This window comes from Candidatus Poriferisodalis sp., assembly GCF_965215815.1.
Classification (GTDB): domain Bacteria; phylum Actinomycetota; class Acidimicrobiia; order Acidimicrobiales; family Poriferisodalaceae; genus Poriferisodalis.
Window position 1 is genome coordinate 1,446,357 of record NZ_CBDCEO010000013.1, and the last position, 22,425, is coordinate 1,468,781.

15 protein-coding genes are annotated in these 22,425 nt (G+C 66.4%); 5 read left to right on the plus strand and 10 right to left on the minus strand.

The genetic code is table 11. From position 1 onward, the window contains the following. Nucleotides 1-35: 35 nt before the first annotated feature. Entirely contained in the window at nucleotides 36-3,569 is a 3,534-nt protein-coding gene (gene dnaE / locus ACOOHB_RS16635; RefSeq protein ID WP_420445921.1) for a DNA polymerase III subunit alpha, read from the minus strand. Nucleotides 3,570-3,723: 154 nt separating this feature from the next. Here dnaE and ACOOHB_RS16640 point away from each other — a divergent pair, with 154 nt between their 5' ends. The 3 genes from ACOOHB_RS16640 to ACOOHB_RS16650 all read left to right on the plus strand — a co-directional run bounded on the left by ACOOHB_RS16640 (nucleotide 3,724) and on the right by ACOOHB_RS16650 (nucleotide 7,004). Next, nucleotides 3,724-4,614 carry an HDIG domain-containing metalloprotein gene (locus tag ACOOHB_RS16640; RefSeq protein WP_420445922.1) on the plus strand — a complete coding sequence of 297 codons (891 nt, stop codon included), beginning with the start codon at nucleotides 3,724-3,726 and terminating at the stop codon, nucleotides 4,612-4,614. Between the two features lie 137 nt (nucleotides 4,615-4,751). Continuing rightward, nucleotides 4,752-6,188 (plus strand): Fic family protein, encoded by a 1,437-nt coding sequence (locus ACOOHB_RS16645; protein WP_420445923.1) that lies wholly within the window; start codon nucleotides 4,752-4,754, stop codon nucleotides 6,186-6,188. Between the two features lie 42 nt (nucleotides 6,189-6,230). Next, nucleotides 6,231-7,004, plus strand: coding sequence for a TerC family protein (locus tag ACOOHB_RS16650; RefSeq protein WP_420445924.1), 774 nt, complete (start codon nucleotides 6,231-6,233; stop codon nucleotides 7,002-7,004). 43 nt (nucleotides 7,005-7,047) lie between these two features. On the opposite strand, the gene ACOOHB_RS16655 is transcribed toward ACOOHB_RS16650, so the two are convergent. From ACOOHB_RS16655 to ACOOHB_RS16665, 3 genes are all read right to left on the minus strand, one after another. After that, complete coding sequence (locus ACOOHB_RS16655; protein WP_420445925.1) at nucleotides 7,048-8,478, minus strand: flotillin family protein; 1,431 nt, start codon at nucleotides 8,476-8,478, stop codon at nucleotides 7,048-7,050. A 36-nt stretch (nucleotides 8,479-8,514) separates the two neighbouring features. Then, entirely contained in the window at nucleotides 8,515-9,069 is a 555-nt protein-coding gene (locus ACOOHB_RS16660; RefSeq protein ID WP_420445926.1) for a hypothetical protein, read from the minus strand. Nucleotides 9,070-9,189: 120 nt separating this feature from the next. Further along, entirely contained in the window at nucleotides 9,190-9,681 is a 492-nt protein-coding gene (locus tag ACOOHB_RS16665) for a pyridoxamine 5'-phosphate oxidase family protein (RefSeq protein ID WP_420445927.1), read from the minus strand. Between the two features lie 75 nt (nucleotides 9,682-9,756). On the opposite strand from ACOOHB_RS16665, the gene ACOOHB_RS16670 reads away from it, so the two are divergent. Further along, complete coding sequence (locus ACOOHB_RS16670; protein WP_420445928.1) at nucleotides 9,757-11,112, plus strand: PQQ-dependent sugar dehydrogenase; 1,356 nt, start codon at nucleotides 9,757-9,759, stop codon at nucleotides 11,110-11,112. A 9-nt stretch (nucleotides 11,113-11,121) separates the two neighbouring features. On the opposite strand, the gene ACOOHB_RS16675 is transcribed toward ACOOHB_RS16670, so the two are convergent. The 6 genes from ACOOHB_RS16675 to ACOOHB_RS16700 form a co-directional block, all read right to left on the minus strand. Further along, a complete protein-coding gene (locus ACOOHB_RS16675) occupies nucleotides 11,122-13,530 on the minus strand; it encodes a hypothetical protein (protein ID WP_420445929.1) in 2,409 nt (802 codons plus the stop codon). A gap of 44 nt (nucleotides 13,531-13,574) precedes the next feature. Next, entirely contained in the window at nucleotides 13,575-15,869 is a 2,295-nt protein-coding gene (locus ACOOHB_RS16680; RefSeq protein ID WP_420445930.1) for a hypothetical protein, read from the minus strand. A gap of 137 nt (nucleotides 15,870-16,006) precedes the next feature. Continuing rightward, the gene (locus ACOOHB_RS16685; RefSeq protein WP_420446927.1) at nucleotides 16,007-16,768 is read right to left on the minus strand and encodes a succinate dehydrogenase/fumarate reductase iron-sulfur subunit; all 762 of its coding nucleotides are present in this window, start codon (nucleotides 16,766-16,768) and stop codon (nucleotides 16,007-16,009) included. 44 nt (nucleotides 16,769-16,812) lie between these two features. After that, nucleotides 16,813-18,774, minus strand: coding sequence for a fumarate reductase/succinate dehydrogenase flavoprotein subunit (locus ACOOHB_RS16690; protein ID WP_420445931.1), 1,962 nt, complete (start codon nucleotides 18,772-18,774; stop codon nucleotides 16,813-16,815). Nucleotides 18,775-18,803: 29 nt separating this feature from the next. Then, nucleotides 18,804-19,634, minus strand: coding sequence for a succinate dehydrogenase cytochrome b subunit (locus tag ACOOHB_RS16695; RefSeq protein ID WP_420445932.1), 831 nt, complete (start codon nucleotides 19,632-19,634; stop codon nucleotides 18,804-18,806). A gap of 139 nt (nucleotides 19,635-19,773) precedes the next feature. Beyond that, a complete protein-coding gene (locus ACOOHB_RS16700; protein WP_420445933.1) occupies nucleotides 19,774-21,075 on the minus strand; it encodes a hypothetical protein in 1,302 nt (433 codons plus the stop codon). Nucleotides 21,076-21,170: 95 nt separating this feature from the next. Between ACOOHB_RS16700 and ACOOHB_RS16705 the strand changes: the two genes are divergently transcribed. Further along, nucleotides 21,171-22,328 (plus strand): ATP-binding protein, encoded by a 1,158-nt coding sequence (locus tag ACOOHB_RS16705; protein WP_420445934.1) that lies wholly within the window; start codon nucleotides 21,171-21,173, stop codon nucleotides 22,326-22,328. Nucleotides 22,329-22,425 lie beyond the last annotated feature (97 nt).

Consider the following 22,425-nt stretch of genomic DNA (forward strand, 5'->3'; position numbering starts at 1 on the left):
CTAGGGGCTGCGGTACGCGCTCGGCAGCGGAATTTTCACGTCCGTACGGCGTCGGCGCCGAGCAGCTCGCGCATTGGTCCAGCCAGGGTGTTCGCATCCACCCAACGCGATTCCGGCAGCTTCACCACCGAGTCGCCGACGCGTATGTGCACGGGCTGGTCGCCGGGGGATTCCGAAAGCATCCGCTCGAACGATTCCAGCCAGTGTTCGTCAATGTCGACGCGCTCCACGTTCAGCCACAGGGGCACCGGTCCCTTGCGGAGCTCTAAGTGCTCCACCTCGTTCGCGAGGAATGTCGTCTCACCTTCGCCGCGACGATCCGGGCGGCCGCGCACCAGCACGACAGCGTCCTCGGCAAGCACATCGCCAGCGGCAGCGAAGCCCTTGGGGAACAGCGTCACCTCCACCGATCCGGACAGGTCCTCCAGCATGAAGCGGGCCATCGGCTCACCGTTGCGCGTGTAGCGACGCTGCAGGCTCTGCACCACGCCGCCAAGCGTCACCCATTGCTGCCCCCCGTCAGGGTTGGGCGGCAGCTCTCCGAGCCCGGTCACCGGGCAGTCCACCGAACGCCGCAGCTGCGCCTCGCCGCCGTGCAGCGGATGATTCGACACGTACAGCCCGAGCAGTTCCTTCTCCCACGCCAGCGTGTCGCGTTCGGAGGCTTCGATGTCGGGCACCTCGATGCGGTCGTCGAATTCGACGCCACCGGCGTCCGCGCCGCCGAACATCGACTGCAGTCCCGAATCAGCCTCGGTGCGCCGCCGCAAGGCGGCTTCGATGACGCGGTCGAACACGCCGAGCAGTCCGGCCCTGGTGTGGCCGCATGTCTCGAATGCGCCGGCTTTGATGAGCGACTCCACGAACCGGCGGTTCAGCACCTCGCGCGGCATCCGCTCGCAGAAGTCGTTGAAGTCGGCAAACGGGCCGTTGGCAGTTCGCTCCGCGATGATCGGCTGGGCCACCTTTTCGCCCACGTTGCGCACCGCCGACAGCCCGAACGGAATCGTCTGCCCGACAGCCGCAAAGTCCATCTCAGAGCGGTTGATGTCGGGCACGAGCACTTCGATGTCGTGCTGGCGGCAGTCGGCCAGGTACACGCCCGCCTTGTCGATGTTGCGCTTGGAACCCGTCAGCACGGCGGCCAGGAACTCGGTGCGGAAGTTGGCCCTCAAGTACGCCGTTTGGTAGGCGATGAGCCCGTACGCGAACGCGTGGCTCTTGTTGAAGGCGTAGTCGGCAAACGGTTCGATGATGTCGAACAACTGCTTGCCGAGGTCGGCCGTGTAGCCCTTGGCCACGCTGCCTTCCTCGAACTTGGTGCGGTGCTCGGCAATCTGCTCGCGGTTCTTCTTGCCGCACGCCTTGCGCAGGTCATCGGCGTCGGCCATTGAGTAGCCGGCGATGTCCTGAGCCACCCGCATCATCGACTCTTGATAGATCATCAGCCCGTAGGTCTCACCCAGCAGCTCGGCGAGGTCGGGATGCGGCGGCGCGGCGGGCTGGCGGCCGTTCTTGCGGTGGGCGTAGTCGTTGTGCATGTCGGCTGCCATGGGACCGGGCCGGTACAGCGCCACCAGTGCGCAGATGTCCTCGAATTGGGTCGGCTGCATCGACCGCAGCAGCGACCGCACCGGTGTGGACTCCAGCTGGAAGACGCCCATCGTGTCGCCCGCTCGCAGCAGTTCGAACGTGGCGGGGTCGTCGAGGGGCACCGAGTCGATGTCGAGCCGCTCACCGGCGGTGCGCTCGACCAGCCGCACGGTCTCGTCGATGATCGACAGGGTCCGCAGCCCCAGGAAGTCCATCTTCAACAGGCCGAGATCTTCCACGCCGCCCATGTCGAACTGGGTGACGATGGGCGCATCGTCGGGGTCGGTCCCCGCCTCGGGTTTGCGCTGGATCGGCAGGTACGTGGTGAGCGGCTCGGGGCTGATCACCACGGCAGCGGCATGGACCGAGTCCTGCCGGATGAGGCCCTCGAGCCCGCGGGCCACATCGATCACCTCACGCACCTCGTCGTCGTGCGTGTACATGGTGCGAAGCTCGGCCGCTGCTGCATAGCCGTCGGCGTGCTTGTCATCGCGTTCGAGGCAGGCCCCCAGCGGGGTGTCGCGGCCCATGATCAGCGGCGGCATGGCCTTGGAGATGCGGTCGCCCACCGAGTAGGGCTTGCCGAGCACCCGAGCGGCGTCGCGCACCGCCGCCCGTGCCTTGATGGTGGAGAAAGTGATGATCTGCGCCACGTGGTCATGGCCGTACTTCTGGGCCGTGTAGCCGATCATCTCGTCGCGGTAGCGATCGTCGAAATCGATGTCGATGTCGGGCATCGAGATGCGGGCCGGGTTCAGGAATCGCTCGAACAGCAGGCCGTAGTGGATCGGGTCGAGATCGGTGATGCCCAAGCAGTAGGCAACGGCGCAGCCGGCAGCTGAACCACGGCCGGGCCCCACCCGGATGCCGCTGTCTCGGGCATGGCGGATGAGATCCCAGGTAATCAGGAAGTAGGTGCTGAAGCCCATGTCGGAGATGACCTTGAGCTCGTACGCGATGCGCTCGGCGGTGCTCTGCGCCACCTTGGTGCCCCAGCGCCGCTTTGCTCCTTCGAACGCCAGGTGTGCGAGGTAGGTGTCGGCATCGGCGTGCGGGGCGGGCACTTCGAAATGCGGCAGCAGCATCCGCCCGAACTCGATGTTCACCTCGGCGCGCTCGGCGATCGCCAGCGTGTTGTCGCAGGCTTCGGGATGTTCGCCGAACAGCGCCCGCATTTCGGTTGCGGACTTGAGATAGTGCTGGTCGCCGTGGAATTTGAAGCGGTCCGGATCGCTGCGCAGCGCCCCGGTCTGCACGCACAGCAGCGCATCGTGGGCCAGCGCATCGTCCTGGTGGGTGTAGTGCAGGTCGTTGGTTGCCAGCAACGGCGCCCCGAGGTCGTGGGCGATCTGCAGCAGCTGCGGGTTGCAGTCGCGCTGGGCGTCGATGCCGTGGTCCTGCAACTCGACATAGAGCGAGTCGCGCCCGAAGATGTCCTGCAGGCGGCCGGCACGGCGGAGGGCCTCGTCGTAGTCGCCGGCAAGCAGTGCCTGCTGGGTGACGCTGCCGAGGCATCCAGTGGTGGCGATCAGGCCGTCGGCGTGCTCGGCGAACATTTCCCAGTCCATCCGGGGCTTGTAGTAGTAGCCCTCGAGGAAGGCCCGGCTGGCCAGCTTGAGCAGGTTGCGGTAGCCGGCGTCACTGTGGGCCAGCAGCGTCAGGTGGTAGTAGAGCTTCTCGCCCCCGCCGTCGTCGCCCGAGTCGTCGACCTTGCTGTTCTTGGCCCGGTTTCGGCTGGGCCGTTCGTGGCGGCTGTCGAGCGCCATGTAGGCCTCGGTGCCGATGATCGGCTTGATGCCCGCCGACTTGGCTGACCGGTAGAAGTCCAGGACTCCGTACATGTTTCCGTGGTCGGTGATGCCGAGCGCCGGCTGGCCGTCGGCCGCCGCTGCAGCCACGACTTCGTTGATGCGCGCCGCGCCGTCGAGCAGGGAGTACTCGGTGTGGGTGTGCAGGTGAACGAACGACGCTGCCACGCTGCTCCTTGATGTTGTCCGAACCGACCCGTTTGTCGAACATAGACCCGTCGCGGGCGCGATCCCGGTATCGCGCAAGCGTGCGCGAGGCGAGACGGCAAAACCCCCGGAAAACATGGTTGGACGGACGCTCGCCGCACTGCATCATGGGGGGATGAGCACCCCGCACCGCGCGCCGCACAGCGAGCCGGGCGCTGACGACCGAGACAGCGTCGACGAACTCGCTCTCGACGAGCTGGACTTCGACGACGGTGCCGTGCTGCGGTGCGACGAACTCAACAGCGTCCTGGTGGTCGACGATCCGCGCCAGGGCTTGTGGGAGCTGGTCGAAAGCGGCTGGGCCGATCAGCACCTGCCCGAGCTGCCGGCGCTGGCGCTCGAGCAGGACCCGATCCACCTCCACAAGGACGTGCTGGCGCACACGATCGCCGTCGTGGCCCAGAGCCCGCCGCGGCTGCGAGTGCGCCTCGGGGCGCTCTTTCACGACATCGGCAAGCCGCTGACGCGCTCGTTCTCCCACGGTGGTGTGACATTCCGCAACCATGAGGCCGTGGGCGCCAAGATGACTCGCCGCCGCATGCCGCAGATGGGTTACAGCCGCGAGCTCACCGACGAGGTGGCTCGGCTGGTGCACCTGTCGGGCCGCTTCAAGGGGTACGACACCGGTTGGACCGATGCGGCGGTGCGGCGCTACGCCCGTGACGCCGGACTGTTGCTGGGCGACCTGAACGACATGGTGCGCAGCGACTGCACATCGCGCAATGTGAAGCGAATCCAGGCGCTGCACGATGCGCTCGACCGATTCGAGGTTCGCATCTCCCGGCTGGCCCGGCAACAGGCGGCCGCCGAGGTGCGTCCCGAGATGAACGGCGACGAGGTGATGGCCCTCCTGGGCTTGGCACCCGGGCCCGAGGTGGGCCAGGCCATGAAGTTCCTGCTGGAGCTGCGCCGGACTGAAGGCGAGCTGGGCGACGACGAGGTCCGCCGCCGCCTCCACGCCTGGTGGGCCACCCAAGCTTCCGTTGAGCATCGGAGCGACGAATGAATGCGACCCGCGGCGGCAAGCACCGTTGCTGCATCATGCAGGTGTTGCATTTGACACGGTAAGATCGTTTACGCGTCAAATGCGATGAGAACTGGCGCGGTAAGCGGCACACCCATCAGCGGAAGAGGGTCACCATCATGGGTTTCCTTCGCACCGAGTCCTGGCCGGGAAATCCGGCGGCGCCACGGGCTGTCGACCGGCGGCTGGGCACATTTCTCGCCTATGTACCTCACCGGCTGATCGGCTGGCATCCACTGCTGCCAGCCGATGTTGCGGCATTTGTTGCTGATGCCGAGCGCCGACTGGTTGCGACGGCTTCAGTGCTTTCACCCGATTCAGCTTCGGTCGCCATGTTCTTCTGGGCGGAGTCACTCGGCTCGTCGCGTATCGAGGGAGTGACACCACAAGCCCGTCGGGTCGTGCACGCGCTGATCGCCGAGGCGTCCCCGTCCCCACCTCATCGTCGGGGCAGCGTCGGCGAGGCGATCGGCAACATCGAAGCAACGTCTGAAGCTCTGCGCATCCTGGCCCAGCCGGCAGCATTGACGGTCGAACTGCTCTGCGTTGCCCATCGCGTATTGATGGATTCGTCGCCGAATCCGGGACTCGGCGGCGTGTTGAAGACGACACAGAACTGGATCGGGGGCAATGACTGGCATCCGCTCGATGGCGACTTCGTGCCGCCGCCGCCCGATGAGTGTCGGCCGCTCATGGAAGATCTGGTCTCCTACCTCCGAACTGGCGATCATTCGCCAGTTCTCCAGGCAGTGGTGGCCCACGCTCAATTCGAGACGATTCATCCGTTCGGCGATGGCAATGGCCGTGCGGGCCGGGCGCTCCTGTACGCCGCGTTGAAGCATCGGTGCGTTTCGGAGGGGTTCATGCCGCCCGTCAGCTTGGCCCTGTCGCAGAACCGTGATGCCTATCTGCGATCGCTCGCTGCATATCAGAGCTACGTCGGAGCGCCCGATGACGTGCACAGATCCGCAGCCGTGATCCCGTTGCTCGAAGTGGTCGCCACGGCGGTGAACCAGTCCTGCGAAGCGGCGAGTTTCTATGCGAATGCCGTTTCACGCCTGCAGGACCGTTGGCGCGAGCGTGTCGGGCAGCGCACCGGGCGCTCGGCAGCTCTGGCTGCAGTCAACCTGCTGGCGTCGCAACCCTCGTTGACCCCAGAACTTCTTGCAGCGGAAACCGGTTTCTCGCAGCGGCGCTGCGCGGACGCTCTTCGTCGCCTGACTGAAGCTGGCATCGCACGGAGCCGTCGCGTCGGTCCGCGACTGCGGGCCTACGACGCCGACCACATATTCGACATGTACGACGTCATGTCCTCGACGATGGGTGACCCCCAATCCGCACGTCAACTCCTCGGTCAGATTGCCGATGATCCGTTTCTTCGGGTCGAAGACAGCGATGACCGTTCGGGCGCCACCGCGAACGTCGAGCTCGGGGCGAAGTGGGATCGATGCCCCTTGCTGGTGCGCTCGACCGGACAGCGCTGCGGGCTCGCAGCAGGGCACCGAGGCCACTGCCGCGCCATCCCGCAGCGTCGCCACCCGCCTCGCACACGCTGAACGTGACGGGTGTGTCGCGCCATCGCTCTAGCGTGTGCGCCCGTGGAGTGGGTGTCGAATCCTGAAATCTGGATTTCGCTGGTCACGCTGACGATGCTCGAAGTCGTGCTCGGCATCGACAACGTGATCTTCATCTCGATTCTCGCCGGCCGGCTGGGCGGTCAGCAGGCCGACCGGGCGCGGGTCGTGGGCCTGTCGCTGGCGATGGGGATGCGGGTGCTGCTGTTGCTGGGCATCTCATGGATTGTCCGGCTGACGACGCCACTGTTCTCGGTGTTCGGCCACGAGCTCTCGGGGCGCGACCTGATCCTGCTGGGCGGCGGGTTGTTCCTGCTTGGCAAGTCCACCTTCGAGATCCACCACAAGCTCGAAGGCGACAACGGACACGGCCCTGAGGGCAGCGCAGCAGCGTCGTTCGCCCGGGTGATCGTTCAGATCCTGCTGCTCGACCTCGTGTTCAGCCTCGACTCGGTCATCACTGCCGTCGGCATGTCCGACCGTGTCGGCGTGATGATCGCAGCCGTCGTCATCGCCGTCGGGGTGATGCTGTGGTCCTCGGGTCCGGTGATGCGATTCGTGAGCCGGCATCCCACCGTCAAGATGCTGGCGCTCAGCTTCCTGCTGCTCATCGGCATGTCACTCGTGGCCGAGGGCGCCGACTTCCACATTCCCAAGGGCTACATCTACTTCGCCATGGGATTCGCAGTGTTGGTCGAAGCGCTCAACCTGCGGATGAAGCGCAACCGCGCGTCCCGCACGCCACCGGTCGAGTTCCACGAGCGCCGCCTGCCCGAAACTGACGCTCTCGCTCACTGAGCCGCCCGTTCCCGGCCGGCAACGGTCAACGGGCAACGACGTACTACTCAGCGCCCTCGTCGTTTGCGTCTTCGTCTGAGTCATCCCGGAGCCGGTCGGCCAGCTCGCGCAGACGATCGAGCGCCCCTTCGTCCTCGAGCTCGCCAAGGAACTGCGGCAGCTTGATGCCTGCCTGGCTCGCCACCTCATGCAGCGGCGGCAGCGCACCCACCAGGCCTGACACGAAGTTGGCCGTCGTGCCGGCTTGCCCGTCGCCACCCGAGCCCGAGTCCCACACGGTGATCTTGTCGATCTTGAGGTTCGAGATGGCTTTCACCTGCTCGGCCACGAGGTTCGGCAGCTGCTCGGCAATCATCAGCAGCGCTGCTTGTGGCGCCGCACCGCCGCAGGCAGCAACGAGGGCACCGAAGCCTTCGGCGCGCCGGCTGAGCAATGCCAGCAAGCCCATCGCCTCAGCCTCCATGAGCAGCCGCTGACCGTCGGCCTCACCGGCCTTCACCAGCCTGATCCGGTCGGCCTCGGCCTCGGCAAGCGTGCGCACCCGCTCGCGTTCCACCTGAGCCGGCACCACGATGTCGGCGTCCTGTGCGGCCTTGTCGCGCTCTGCTCGCACCCGCTCGGCCTCAGCCTCAGCCGTGAACGACTCCTGTGCGGCTTGTGCCTGGCTGACGCGCTCAGCGGCGTTGGCGGCGCGCTCGGCTTCTGCTTCCAACTGGCGCCGCTCGCCGGCCGATTGAGCAATCACAACGTACGATTCGTTCTCGCCTTCGGTCGCGGTGGCGTTGGCCTGCGCCACGCGGATGCGCTGCTCGCGTTGCGCCTCTGCGGCGCCGATGTCGCCGTCGCGCTCCTGCTCGGCCACCTTGACCTTGGCCTCGCTGATGGCGCGGGCTGCGGCTTCGCGACCCAAAGCGTCGATGTATCCCGACTCGTCGGTGATGTCCTGGATGTTGACGTTGATGAGGCGCAGCCCGACCTTGCGCAGTTCGAGCTCGAGCGATTCGGTGATGTTGACGATGAGCTGCTCGCGGTCGGTGTTGATCTGTTCGATCGGCATGGTGGCGATCACCACCCGCATCTGACCGAAGATGATGTCGCGGGCCAGGTTCTCGATTTCCAGCAGGGACAGACCGAGCAGCCGCTCGGCGGCATTCTGCATGACGCCTGGCTCGGTGGAGATCCCGACCGTGAACGTGGCTGGCGTGTTGACCCGAATGTTTTGCTGCGAGAGAGCGCCTTGCAGCTTGATCTCGATGGGAATCGGCGTGAGGTCCAAGAAGGACCAGCCCTGCAGGATTGGCCACACCATTCTGCCGCCGCCATGCAGGCACTTCGCCGACTCGCCTTCGCCTCCGACGCGTCCATAGATCACGAGGATCCGGTCGGATGGACAGCGCTTGAAGCGCGATGAGATCCACAGCACGGCGATCAGCAGGATGGCGAACAGGCCACTTGCGAGTGCGATGACGGCCATAGCTACCTCTATGTCTGCTTGGTGGGCAAGGTCAGGCTAGTGAGGCGCTACGAGAACAGTCGATGGGTCGACGAGGCCGATGACGGTGATGGCAGTCTGCGCCGGCAGGCTGTCTTCGGACTCTGTCAGGGCGTTGATGACCCGCAGTCGTCCCTGCACCATCACTTCGACTTTGCCTGGCTTGGCACGGTTCGCGGCAACCGTGAGATAGACGGTGCCGTGTGCGCCCACGGCGGACTGGTAGTCGATCGAGCCGCTCTCGCCGAGCTTCGCGAATGAGCGCCATAGCAAGCCCACGGCAATGAACACTGTGAAGCCGGCGGCGACGGCGACGCCCACCGACAGAGCTGTGGAGCGGTCTGCCTGCTTCATGAGGACGCCCGTCCAGCCGAACGCAAACGAGAACGCGGTCAGCGTCCGCACCGACAGGAACCCGCTACCCGGGTCCTCGTCGCCAACGTCGAAATCGACGTCAGTTCCGATGCCGAATGTCAGCAGCGCGATCTGCAACAGCAGGAAGAAGCTGGCGATGAAGGCGATCGCATAGAAGATCTGCAGATCGCCGGTCAGAGCCTGCCACCAGTCACCCATGAACTGCCTCCTCGGCAGAACTCTACGCGTCGCTGCAAGTGGCCCGTCTGCGGCGAAGACCGCGAGCGAACCTGCCCCGAGACAGGACTGGCCTAGCTGAAGTGGCCTAACTGAACCGGCCTAACCGATCCGGCGTTCGGTCAGGCCACCATCCGGCGTCCAGGTCTCGAGCACCAGGTGCCTGTCCTCAACGCGTACCAGCACCACTCGGGCGATGTTGATGGTGAAGAGCGCCAAGCGGACCGAGTCATCGATCTCGTGGTGATGCCCGCGCACGAAGACTTCGAGCTGTTCGGTGTCCGCCGGCACAGCGCTGCCCTCGATACGCGCATCTCCTGCCGCCAAGTCCTCGTCATCGGGCGTCGAATGCAGGCCGAGGCGCGGGTCGCGTCGCAAGTCGGCGGCCTTTGCCGAGGTCTGCTCCATGCCCAGCCACAGATGCCCGTCACGTATTGGCGCTTCCATGCCCGACATGCGGGGCGAGCCATCGCGGCGGATGGTCGCCATCACGACGTGTTGGTGATTCTCGAAACGCTCCTGCACCCGCCCGGCCAGCTCTTCGCAGGCCTCGGCGAAGGCTGCCCAGCTCATCACACTGCTCGTCGCGCTCATCCGAATTCCGCCTCGTTCACGACTCGATGCGTCTCGGCGTGAGGCTAAGCGGACGGCGTCGCTACCGTCGCGGCCGTGAGGCCGGTGCGTGCAGCAGCGATGGTTGCGGTGACGGTGCTTCTGGCCGCAGCGTGCGGCTCCGGAGCGGACGATCCTGGCGGCTCGGCCGATCAGCAGCAGCCGGATGTCGCAGGCGACCCGAGCGTTGCGGTAACGGCGCCTCCTGCATTGCGCACGGTGCCGGCTACCAGTACTGCACCGGCAGTGACCGGCACGGCGCCTGCAGCGACCGGCACAGCACCGAGTGCTTCTGTGAACGCTCCGACCAACACCACTCCGACAACGCGGTCCCTGGCTGAGACCCGGTTCGAACTGGTGCCCGTCGCCGAGATTGCTGCACCCATTGCGTTGATTGCGAGGCCCGGCACGGATCAGCGCTACGTGGCCACGCTGACCGGGCAGGTGTGGCTGCTGGACCCGTCCGACGGCAGCGCGGCCCCGCAGCAGGTGGCCGACATCGGCACGAGAATCAGTCAAGGCTGCGAGAACGGGCTCTTGGGCATGGCGTTCGCCCCTGACGGCTCGCAGCTGTATCTCAGCTACACCGACCCGGCCCGCAACAGCCGGATCGCTGTGGTTCCGATGGAGGGCGAGATCCCCCAGACCGATCGCCGCCGGGTATTGCTGGCGCTCGACCAGCCGGCATGCAACCACAACGGCGGCCACCTGACATTTGGACCCGACGGGCAGCTGTGGATCGGCTTCGGCGACGGCGGCAGCGCGAATGACATCTTCGGGCACGGCCAGGATCGAAACACGCTGCTCGGCACCATCGTGCGCATCGATCCGAACCCTGCCTCAGGGAGGGGTTACGGCATTGGTGACCGCAACCCGTTCGCCACCAGCGGGGGAGCGCCCGAGGTGTGGGCCTACGGCGCGCGCAACCCATGGCGGTTCTCGTTCGATCGCGACAGCGGCGACCTGTGGATCGGCGACGTCGGCCAGGACCGCTTCGAGGAAATCCACGTGCTGCCAGCCGAGGACCGATGGTCACCGGGAGCCAACCTGGGCTGGCCGCTGTTCGAGGGCAACGATCAATTCAGCGAGAACGGATCCAGCACCGACACGCCGGGCGATCTCGTCTTCCCCGTGTACACCTACACCCACGACGAAGGCTGCTCGGTGACCGGCGGCTACGTCTACCGGGGGAGTGCCATCGGGGCCCTCTGGGGCACCTATGTGTTCGGCGACTACTGCACGGGGGCGGTGTGGGGCCTGGTACGGGGACTCGGCGGCGTACCCGAACGGGTCGACCTGGGCGTGTCCGTGCCGCGCAACACGCTGGTGTCCTTCGGCGAGGACGCCGACGGCGAACTCTATGTGCTCAGCGCAGCCGGCACCGTCTTCCGCCTCGAATCAGCCGCGCCGTAGCAGCGGGCCCTATTCGGGACTCGTTTCGGGCTGCCACTCGCCCCAGGTGACATCGGTGATCAGGCGATACGTCCAACGTGGTTCGCTGGTTGCCACGTCCCACGCGTCGACCCCGCGACCCCGGTCTCGGAACCAGCCGATGAGCGAGTCAACCGAACCCGACGCATAGATGAGCTGGCTTCCGTCCGGCGACCAGATCGCGTTCCGGGTCGGTGCGGGCAAGGCGTGTACGAGCTGGACATCGTCGTCCGCGGAGTCCGGATGATGCAGGAGCAGGGTCTCCCGGTCGGGCACACCGTCGCCGTCGTCATCGTGACCAGCCACGTAGGCGAGACGGCCGTCACCGGACCAGCTCAAGGAATTGCCGAGCTCTGCCAGGGTCGTCGATTCAACCGAGCCGTCGGTCCGCTCAGTGCGGGCACGAAGGCCGGCCTCATTGCCGTCGGCATCGCGCAGCAGCTCGGTGTAGGCGATACGTGTGCCGTCGTCCGACCACAGGATCCAGCCGAAGGCAGACGGGGCAAGCTCGCCGATGTACCGCTTCGAGCCCCCGTCACGATGGGCGACCCACGACTGCTCGGGCAGCAGGTAGTCGGTTACCAAGCGGTCCGTCTCGGCCCCGTATTCGAGGTACGTGCTGTCGGGTGACCACCCCAGGAACTTCACGTCGGCAGCGATGTTCACCGGCTCGCCGTCGCCGTCGCTGTCGTCATCGACAGTGCTGACGTGCAACTCCGTCGAGCAGTCCTGCGGATCGACCGACTTGTAGGCGATGTGCGAGCCGTCTGGCGACCACGGATTGATGATGACCACGCTCCATGCCCGGAAATCGATGGTGCTGATCTGGCGTGGATTGCTTCCGTCAGCAGCCGCGACCCACAGGTTCCAGCTGTCGTCGGAGTCGTCGCCGTCGCAGTCGTGCGGCGTGGCATAGAGGAGGTGCCTGCCGTCAGGCGCCCAGCGCAGGATGATGCCGTCGTCGGCCAGCGTGACGGCGGGTGTGCTGTCATCGGCCGACTCGATGCGCACGTTGCCGACCACCTCCAATGTCTCGGGGTCGACGTCCCCGGTGACGTACGCGATGTGCGTCCCGTCGGGTGACCACATGCCGCCCTGGAGGTCCGCGTAGTACCACGTGCGCAGATCGACGAAGCCGAGGCTGCGTCGCTGCGCTCCGTCGGCGTTGCTCATGAAGGCCTCGGCGCGGTCGGTCCAGCCGTCGCCATCGACGTCATCCAAGACAAACACGATCACGCGGCTGCCATCAGGCGACCACAGCGGCCAGACTCCCTCTTCGGCGAGCAGTCGTGGTTCGCCGTCTGGTTCCGCGGCAAACACCTGTTTGTCGGGGGTGGCCCATGCCAGCCGCCCGTCGCTGGGATGCCATTCCCAGCCGTCGTGGTCGTCGGTACGGAAGCTGCGATCGGTGCCATCGGACCGGACCGTCCACAACGTTGAGCCAACACCCCGGATGCCCGATGCCTGGGTGAGTGCCAGCAAGGGCAGCTCCTCACCGGCGTCGGCGCTGGTGGGGACGCTGTCGCCAGCACTGATGGCCTTGAACGTCTCACGCGCAGTGCCGGTGAGCATGGCCGCATCTGAGCCCACCGAGGGCGTGGCCCCCGCCAGAGCCACACGCTCAATGGTGATGCGCAACCCGATGTCACTCAGCACCGCGGCGGCCGCTGCCTCTGCGGCGAGGCCGACTTCGTCCGCAGGTCCCGCGAAGACAACCCTCGCGGATCGGTAGTCGGCGATCAGCGATGCCGTCGCCTTCGGAAAGCCATCGGCGATCTCTACAGGCGAGAAGTACACGATGGCGGCATCGTCGACGGTTGCGGCAAATTCTCTTGCAGTGTTGATGTGGGCGTCGTTCCAGCCGTCGGCGACGATCAGCGTGATCGTGTCCAAGCCCACGCGGTCGGGTGTGTCCAGCGCGACGCGAGCAGCCACAGCAGCGGTCTCAACGCGAGTTTCCCCGCCCAGCCGCTGGATCACGGCCCACCGGAAGGCCGAGCGCGCCAACGCGGACAGTTCGTCCATCACTGCTGGTGCCACCGCCTCTTCTCCGCCGATGACCAGCACCCGGTCGGGCGCGAAGTCAGCGATGAGATCGGCGAGTTCGGCCGGCACGCCGTCTGCATCGAGGCACGCTGCGGCGCCATGGCGCACATGGCGGGACAGCGCCACGGCAATCGCCGTGTCGGCCGGGCTCGTGCAGTCCGCCAGGACAAGCGTCAGGTTGGGTCCGTGGCGCACCAGATTCGATGGCTGTTCCTGCGCCGCTGCCGGCGACGCCAGCGCGACGGAACCCAGCAGGGCTGCGAACGCGATTGCTGCTGAGGCGGCTCGCGCGCGCCACCTGCTCTGTCGAGGGGGCACCGTGCGAGGGCACCTGTCAGCACGTAGAAGCTTCATGAGTGCGAGACGCTATCGCTCGGTCGCTGGCGCACTGCGACCGCCTATCGAGGTTGCCAGGCGCCCCAGGCGATATCGGTAACCACGCGGTGGGTCCAACGCGGCGCCTCGGTTGCCACGACCCAGGCATTCGCGCCGCGCCGCCGGTTGATGAACCAGTCCAAGATCAGCTCCGTCGGGCCTGACACATAGCCGATGTAGGCGCCGTCGGGCGACCAACGCGCTCCGAGCGTGATGTCGGGCAACTCGTAGACGAGCGTGAGTTCAGCACCCAGCGAACCCGCGGGGTGCACTCGAAGTGCACGGCGGTCGATTTCGCCGTCGCCGTCTTCGTCGTAGTGCGCGACGTAGGCCAGGCGGTCGTCCGCCGGCGACCACCCGAGGACATTGCCGTTGCCTTCGATGACCGCTGCACCGCCGATGCCGTCGGTCCGCTCGACCACAGGCCGGGTGCCGATGACATCGCCGTCTGCATCGCGCAGCACCTGGGTGTACGCCAGATGGCTGCCGTCGCGCGACCAGAGCACCGATCCGTTCACGTTCGACCGGACTTCGCCCAGCTCGCGCAGGTCGCTCCCGTCACGCCGCACCACCCAGGCGTGCTCCCGCAACGGGACGCCCTTGCCGGGGGTGCCGATCGTGAGGCCGTACGCGAGGTGAGTGCTGTTGGGCGACCAACCCATGAACCGGCTGCCGTCCGGCAGCTCGAGTACGGGGGTGTCGCCGTTTGCGGTCTGCACCTGCAGCCGCATCGAGCAGTCCGTCGGGTCAAGCGACTCATACGCGAGGTGGGTGCCGTCGGGCGACCACAGATACAGGAGGCGCCATTGGATGCGGTCGATGAAGCCCAGGTCGCGGGCGTCGCTGCCATCGGCCCGAGCGATCCACAGGTTCTGGCTCTCGTTCCGCTCGTTGCCGTCGCAATCGCTCGGCGTGGCATAGGCGAAGTGGCTGCCGTCGGGCGACCAGGTCAAGAACGTGACGTCCTGGCCGAGGGCGATGTCGGGCACGCTTGCATCGAGGGACGCGATCCGGGCGTGAGATGTCGTGACCCCCGTCGCGGGATCCGTCGTCTGCTCGACGAACGCAAGGCGCTGTCCGTCGGGCGACCAGCTTGACAGCGGCAGGTCTGAGAACAGGAAGGTGCGGTAGTCGACGTAGCCGAGACGTCGGAGCCCGCTGCCGTCGGCCGCGGCGACGTGCGCTTCGATGCGATTGGTGCGGCCGTCGCCATTGATGTCGACGAACCTGAAGGCGACGACGTGGCGGCCGTCGGGCGACCATGCCGGATACCCGCCAGTCTCGAAGAGCACTCGCTCGTCACCGGCGAGCGCAGCGATCCTCAGCTGACCGTCGGCGTTGGACCAACTCAAACGACCGTCGCTTGGTTGCCATGCCCAGCCTCGATGGCCTTCCGAGTGCAGTCGGCGCTCCGAACCGTCAGCGCGCAAGGACCACAGGCGCTCGCCTTCGCCTGCGGAGCCGCGAGCCTTGCTCGTGGCCAAGACCGGCAACGACGACTCGCTCTCGGGAGCGCTGCGCGCTGCCCCTTGCCCGATGGCAGTGAAGATCTGGCGTGCCGCTTCATCTGACGGGGAGGCCTCGGGGATTGTTGCGAACGGCTCGCCGGCTTCGACGATCCGTTCGATCTCAATCGACAATCCGATGGCAGCCAGCGTTGCCTCGATTGCGGTTTCGGAGGCCGAGCCCACGTCGTCGGCGGGGCCCACGATCACGACACGTGCGGGGCGGTAGTCGGCGAACAGCGAGGCGGTCGCGACCGGCAAGCCGTCAGCGATCGTGCGGGGCGACACGAATGCAACAGCTGCGTCGGCAGTCTGGGCGGCCACGTCTGCTGCGGTGCGGACGTCAGCGCTGTTCCAGCCATTTGCGATGATCAGGGTGGCCGTGTCCAGCCCGACGACTCCAGGGCGTTCAAGAGCCACGCGAGCGGCCAACGCTGCGGTCTCGATCCGGGTGGCACCGCCGAGGCGCTCGACCACGCTCCAGCGATATGCCGCGCGCGCAGCTGCGCGCAGCTGGTCCATTGCCGCCGCCGACACAGCGATCTCGCCGCCCACGACGAATATGCGGTCCGGTGCAAACTCGGCAATGAGGGCGGCGGTCTCGGGCGACATGCCGCTTGGATCAATGCACACCTTCGCGGCGTTGCGGCCGTGATGCGCCAGTGCCTCGGCGACTGCGTTGTCGGCTGGCCCCGGGCAACTGGCTACGACAAGTGTCAGGTTGGGCCCGTAACGCGTCAGATTCGGTGCCGGCTCCGCCGCCGCTGACGGTGCCGCTGGCGCGACGACGGCCAGCGCGGCAGCCAGCGCCACGGCTGCGGAGGCTGTCCGCTTGGAGCGCCGACTGTGACGCTTTGTGGTCGTACTCGGAGATGCGGGGCGGCGAACTCGGTTCACGAAAGCGGCACGCTAGTCACCGCGGCACGTTGCGCCTGACCGTCGGGCTCGGCTCAGCTCTGGCCGGCCAGCTTGCGGTTCTTGATCTTGGCCTTGACGTAGTCGCGGTTCATGAATGCGATGAAGTCGAGGCTGATCTCCTTGGGGCAGGCCTCGGTGCACTCGCCGTGGTTGGTACACGAGCCGAAGAACTGCTCCATCGTCTCCACCATGGCCTCGGTGCGTTCCCATCGCTGAGGCTGACCCTGGGGAATCAGGTTGAGATGTGCCAGCTTCGCTGAGGTGAACAGCTGCGCCGCCGAGTTGGGGCACGCGGCCACACAGGCGCCGCAACCAATGCATGCCGCAGCGTCGAACGATGTGTCCGAGGCCTCCTTGGGAACGGGGGTGAGGTTGGCGTCGCCGGCTGCGCCGGTGTTGACAGAGATATAGCCGCCCGCCTCGATGATGCGGTCGAAGGCACTGCGGTCGACCACGAGGTCACGCACCACCGGGAACGCTTTCGCCCGGAATGGCTCTACGGTGATGACATCGCCGTCGGCGAACTTCCGCATGTGCAGCTGGCACGTCGTGGTGGCGGCCTCGTGACCATGCGCCCGGCCGTTGATCATCAGGCTGCATGTGCCGCAGATGCCCTCACGGCAGTCGTGGTCGAACTCGATCGGCACCCCGCCCTCGTCGATGAGCCGCTCGTTGATGATGTCGAGCAGCTCCAGGAACGACATGTCCTCGCTGACGTCTGGTGCGTCGAAGGCCTCGAACCGACCTGCTGCGTCTGGCCCGTCCTGCCGCCAAATGCGCAACTTGAGGTCCAGAGTGCCGCCGTGGCTCTGCTGGCCGGACTGGCTGTTTGTCCCGCTCACTTGTAGCTCCGCTGTGTCAGCGCCACCACTTCGAAGTCCAGCTCCTCGGTGTGACGGGTCTGCGTTTCGTCGGGCCCGTTCCATTCCCACGCAGCGACGTGCGCGAAGTTCTCGTCATCGCGCTGCGCCTCGCCTTCGGGGGTCTGGTGTTCGGCCCGGAAGTGCCCGCCGCAGCTCTCCTCGCGCACGAGCGCGTCGCGGGCCATCAGCTTGGCCAGCTCGAAGAAGTCAGCGACCCGGCCGGCCTTCTCCAAGCCCGAATTCAAGGTTGCGCCCGATCCCGGTACCCGCAGGTCCGCCCAGAATTCGGCCTCGAGCGCCGGAATCTCCGACAGGGCCTTCTCCAAGCCTTCCCGGGTGCGTTCCATGCCGATGTAGTCCCACACGATCTTGCCCAGCTCCCGGTGGAACCAGTCCACCGAGCGGGTGCCGCCGATCGACAGGAACCGCTGCGTGGCATCGGTGACCCCGGCAACCGCCTGGGTGAACACCGGGTCGTCCAGTGGCACCACCGGCTCGCCGAGCCTCCCAGCCAGGTCGTCGCCGATGGTGTAGGGCAGCACGAAGTAGCCGTCGGCCAGGCCCTGCATCAGCGCCGAGGCACCGAGCCGGTTCGCCCCGTGGTCGGAGAAGTTGGCCTCGCCGATGGAGTAACAGCCCGGAACCGTGGTCATGAGGTGGTAGTCGACCCACAGACCGCCCATCGTGTAGTGCGTGGCCGGGTAGATGCGCATGGGTCCCTCGTAGGGGTTCTCCCCGGTGATGCGCTCGTACATGTCGATGAGGTTCCCGTACTTCGCCGCCACCGCCGCCTTGCCCTCGCGGGCTATGACCTCGGCGAAATCGAGATAGACGCCGTTGCGCCTCGGCCCGACACCCTTGCCCTGGTCCACGACGGTCTTCGCATTGCGACTCGCCACGTCGCGCGGCACCAGATTCCCGAAGGCCGGGTACTTGCGCTCGAGGTAGTAGTCGCGCTCGGACTCGGGGATCTGGTCGGGTGAGCGAGCGTCGTCCATCGTGGAGGGCACCCAGATGCGGCCGTCGTTGCGCAGCGACTCCGACATCAGCGTCAGCTTCGACTGGAACTCGTCGCTGGCCGGGATGCAGGTGGGATGGATCTGCGTGTAGCAGGCGTTCGCGAAGTACGCCCCGCGCCGGTGCGCCCGCCACGCGGCGGTGACGTTGCACGCCATGGCGTTGGTGGACAGGTAGTAGACGTTGCCGTAGCCACCGGTCGCCAGCACCACAGCGTGCGCGGAGTGGGCCTCGATCTCTCCCGAGACCAGGTCGCGAGTCACGATGCCGCAGGCCCGCCCGTCCTTGGTCACCAGATCCAGCATCTCGCTGCGGGTGTAGAGCTCGACCGCACCGGCCGCGACCTGCTTGGCGAGTGCCTGATAGGCGCCCAGAAGGAGCTGCTGGCCGGTCTGGCCCCTGGCGTAGAACGTGCGGCTGACCTGTGCGCCGCCGAAGCTGCGGTTGTCGAGCAGCCCGCCGTACTCGCGTGCGAACGGCACGCCCTGAGCGGCGCACTGGTCGATGATGTTCAGCGACACCTCGGCCAGGCGATGCACGTTCGCCTCGCGGCTGCGGTAGTCGCCGCCCTTGACGGTGTCGTAGAAGAGCCGGTGAACCGAGTCGCCGTCGTTGGTGTAGTTCTTTGCTGCGTTGATGCCGCCCTGCGCAGCGATCGAGTGCGCCCGGCGGGGCGAATCGTGGAAGGTGAACGCCTTCACCCGGTAGCCCAGCTCAGACAGCGACGCTGCCGCTGAGGCGCCCGCCAGGCCGGTGCCCACCACGATGATCTCGAAGCGGCGCTTGTTGTTCGGGTTGACCAGCTTCATGGAGAACTTGTGGTTCTGCCACTTGTCGGCCATGGGACCATCGGGCGTCCGGGCGTCAAGCACGCCGTTCGCTGAACCATTCATGATTGCTGCGGTCCCCGGAGATGCCATCTCAGTGAGCCTCCGCTTCTGCGCTGCATCTAATGTGCCTCCGCCTCTTCGGACAAGCACTCGAGATCGACGCTGCTGCACTTGGCGTTGTCCTCGTCGACGAGGCCCGCTTGGACGAGAATCGGGAACGACATGTTGCCGACGAGGATCACGCCGGCCAGCACTGTCGCCAGGTTGCGGCGCAGACCGTTGTAGCGCGGATTGTTCACGCCGAGGCTCTGGAACATGCTCCAGGTGCCGTGGAAGATGTGGATGGCCAGCGCCAGGTTGGCCACGACGTAGATGATCGCCACGGGGATGGACGAGAGCGATTCGACCACGTTGTGGTACGGGTTGCCCCGCACGTAGGCATCACCCAGCCACCAACCCCACGTGAGATCGGCTAGGTGGAACAGCACATACAGGCCCACGATCGGACCCGTCCAGCGCATGGTGCGCGACGCGTAGTTGGCGGCGATGTAGTCACGCTTGGACTCGTATTTCTTGGCGCCGCCCACGAAGCCGGCACGGTCCGAGGCCAGCCGACTGCGTTCCTTCAACGTGTACGCCGAGTGCAGGTGCACCAGGAACATGGCCAGCAGCCCGACTCGCATGATCCACAGCAGCAGCGTGCGGGGCAGCAGACCGCCGCCGAGGTCCCGCAGCGTCTCGGCGTACTCGTACATCCGCGAGGGGCCCTCGTAGAGGTGCAAGTTGCCGATCATGTGGACGATCACGAAGCCCAGCAGCCCGATGCCCGTCAACGCCATCACCCACTTGCGGCCGACGGCTGATTGGTAGATGTTCAGCGGGAACGGCAGCGGGCGCTTGGTCTTGAACACCGGTACAGACCCGGCGGCCTGCGTGGCAGTCGGCGCCATGTGTTCCTCCTGGGGGTGGCGTGGTGCGGCGACCCAGTATTGCGTGCAGCCAGCCGGTCAGCGCGGCTGAGGTTGTCGGGCGCGACATGCTGGCCGGACGCGCCGACGCCGTACGGTACTTGCGCGCTTGGCGCAGTGCTCACTGTCGGCGGGCTGGAGTTGGCTGGCTCCGCCGAGCGCGCCAGGTTCGCCCTGCTGGGGACACAGCGAGGCGCGACGGGCCCGATCCAAAGCGCAGCGGGCGGGTGGGATCAGCGGAACGCATGGCGTGGCGTATGGTGCGGTCGGCCCACGGGCGGATCCACGGTGCACGGCGCCGCCCGCCGGAGGGTTGCACCGGCTGCCAAGCCGCGATGCTGGGATGGTGGCCAGCGTGGTCGGCGGCGGCAGCGGCGGCCTTCGCAGCGAGCGCGCGCAGTCCGCGTTCAGCACCTGTGAACACGCTGGGGTCGAGCGTCACGTGCTGGCACAGCAGCCTGCCATCACCGTTCGCAGCCTCGTAGGCGCTGGGGTGGCTCAATTCGTGCTCGACCACCTCCAGCGCGTCGAGCCCTGCGGGATGCGGCTCGCCGTTCACGGCCACGCTGCCCCGCCGGATCGACACGGTCCGGATCCCCGTCGGGAGCCTGACGGCATGGCTGGAGCGTCCGTCGATCGCGATGTCGATGTCGATGCAGTACTGCTCTTGATCTCCCATGCCGGCGGGCCACCACAGCGACGGACGCTCCAGCGCGACCAGCCACTCGAGCTCGTTACGTCCACGCGCCAGAACAGGCTCAGAGTGGGCCAGGCCATCGCCCAACATTGCGACTTGGCGCGTGGGGTCTTTGGACCATCCGGCGTCGGGGTCGTCAATGGGCAGCACTGTCGTCGTGACCTCTCCGTGGTGGGTGCCGCTGCTGTCCACGGTGGCAGCGACGCGCAGCACCGCGCGGTCGAAGCTGGCTTCGATCACCAGTGCCCGGACCCGTTCGATACGAGCAGGACCGGTGCGGAGGATATGCACGTTCCCGTCAGCGCTCTGGGGCACCCGCACCGTGCCGTGCGAGGCCTCCACTGCAGCCAGGTGCTCACCGTCACGCGTGAGCAGATCGGTGATCTCGAATGCGTGCTCGGTGTGGCGCCCGCTCAGGTCGCCGAGATACGTGCCGTCGAGCCAGAGGTGGCCGAGCTCGCACAAGCCGTTCACCACGAACCACCAGCGTTCATCGGGGTTCGCACCGCTGCCGAGCTGAGACTCGAGATCTGGCGACAGATCGAAGCGGCGCCGGTACAGAACTGCGCTCTCACCGCCGAGGCCGGGATCGTGCCACCACCGGCCGGGAGTGGCAGTTTTCTGCCAGCCGGACTCGTCGAGCGTGCGGTCGGCCACCGTACGCCATTCGCCGTGCCCCGCGGCTCGCACCAGCCAGTCGCCGTCCAGCGACCAATCGACGCTCACGCCGCGACGGTACCGGCCACTACGACGACGTCTGCCGCGGTAGCTGCGACCGCCTAAGGTACCGTCCTCATACAGGTCCGGTGGAGGGAGCGTCTATGGCGCAGGCCGGTTTGGCTGCGTTCGCCGCGAAGTGGGATCCACTTGAACTAGCAGAGGTCCCGCGCGAACTTCGCTGGGCGCAGGAGAAGGGTGAAACTTTTCACCTAGATCTCTCCGAAGAGGCCAGCCCGGATCTGGGCAACCCTTCGGCGGTGCGCCTCTACATTCCTTCTGTAATGGCGCTGGCGAATCTACTCGTCGGTTGTTTTCGCGATGTGCCGGTAACGATCCGGTTGCCTGCGTCGCGCGGCCTGAACCTCCAGTTGGCCCGTGGAGGCTTCTTTTACGCATTGGCCAACCGAGGGCCAGTGCGGTGGCTCGACGGCGTACCAAGCGAATGGGACGACACCAAGATCGCGTGGGCGCAGTCGTTCCATCCTGACGATTCCGAGATGCTTCGTGAGGCGCTCGTGTGTGTCCGAGACCTGGAGCAGGAATCGTGGGTCATACGTGCGGCGTTCCAGCGCTACTTGTTGTCCGTCATCCACCCACATCACCGACCTGCGTCAAGTCTGCATCGCGAACTCTCGCTCGTTGCGGGGCGGTGGCTAAGTGGACGACTGGGCGTCAAGCCGGGCAGCGAAATGAGGCGAACTCTGGCCGACTGTCTGGAGGTCTTCTACCAGATCGTCGTGAATGTGCCCGATCATGCAGCACTGAGGCGCAATCGGTCAGGTTGTTCTCTTGGGCAGGTCTACGCGACGCTCGGTGGCGGGCGTGAGAGCTACAACCGCCTTCACTTCTCGGTCATCGACAACGGCGTCGGGCTGCCGTCGCGAGTCAACGATCTTTATGGAGATCGCAAGCGCAGTGCCGAGGACTCTGTGCGTGATGCCGTCATGGGTCGCTTGCCACGGCGCACAGGCGGACGCGGAATCGGGTTGAACCTGGTGCGGGAGATCGCCAGCGAATACCGCGCCGGGGATCGAGGCGTCGGTGGAGCGAGTCGCATTTGCATCGTCACTCAAGGTGATTCAACGGATTCTGCGACAGTGCTCGATTGGCACAGTGGTGGCGAAGTGCCTGAGGTGTCGACTGTGCCGTATCTGCCCATCAGGGGAACCCTCGTGTGGGTATCGCTCGGGCTCGACAGGAGAACGCCCGACGACGATCCTCACCAGCTAGAACTCACGTTCGCTGAAGCAGTGACGTAGTGAGCCGCCGACTCGGCGCGTTCGGGCAGTGACCTCTGTCGCAGGCCTTTACCTGAGGGCCGACGTTGATGACGATTCTGCCGACGGATTGCATGAG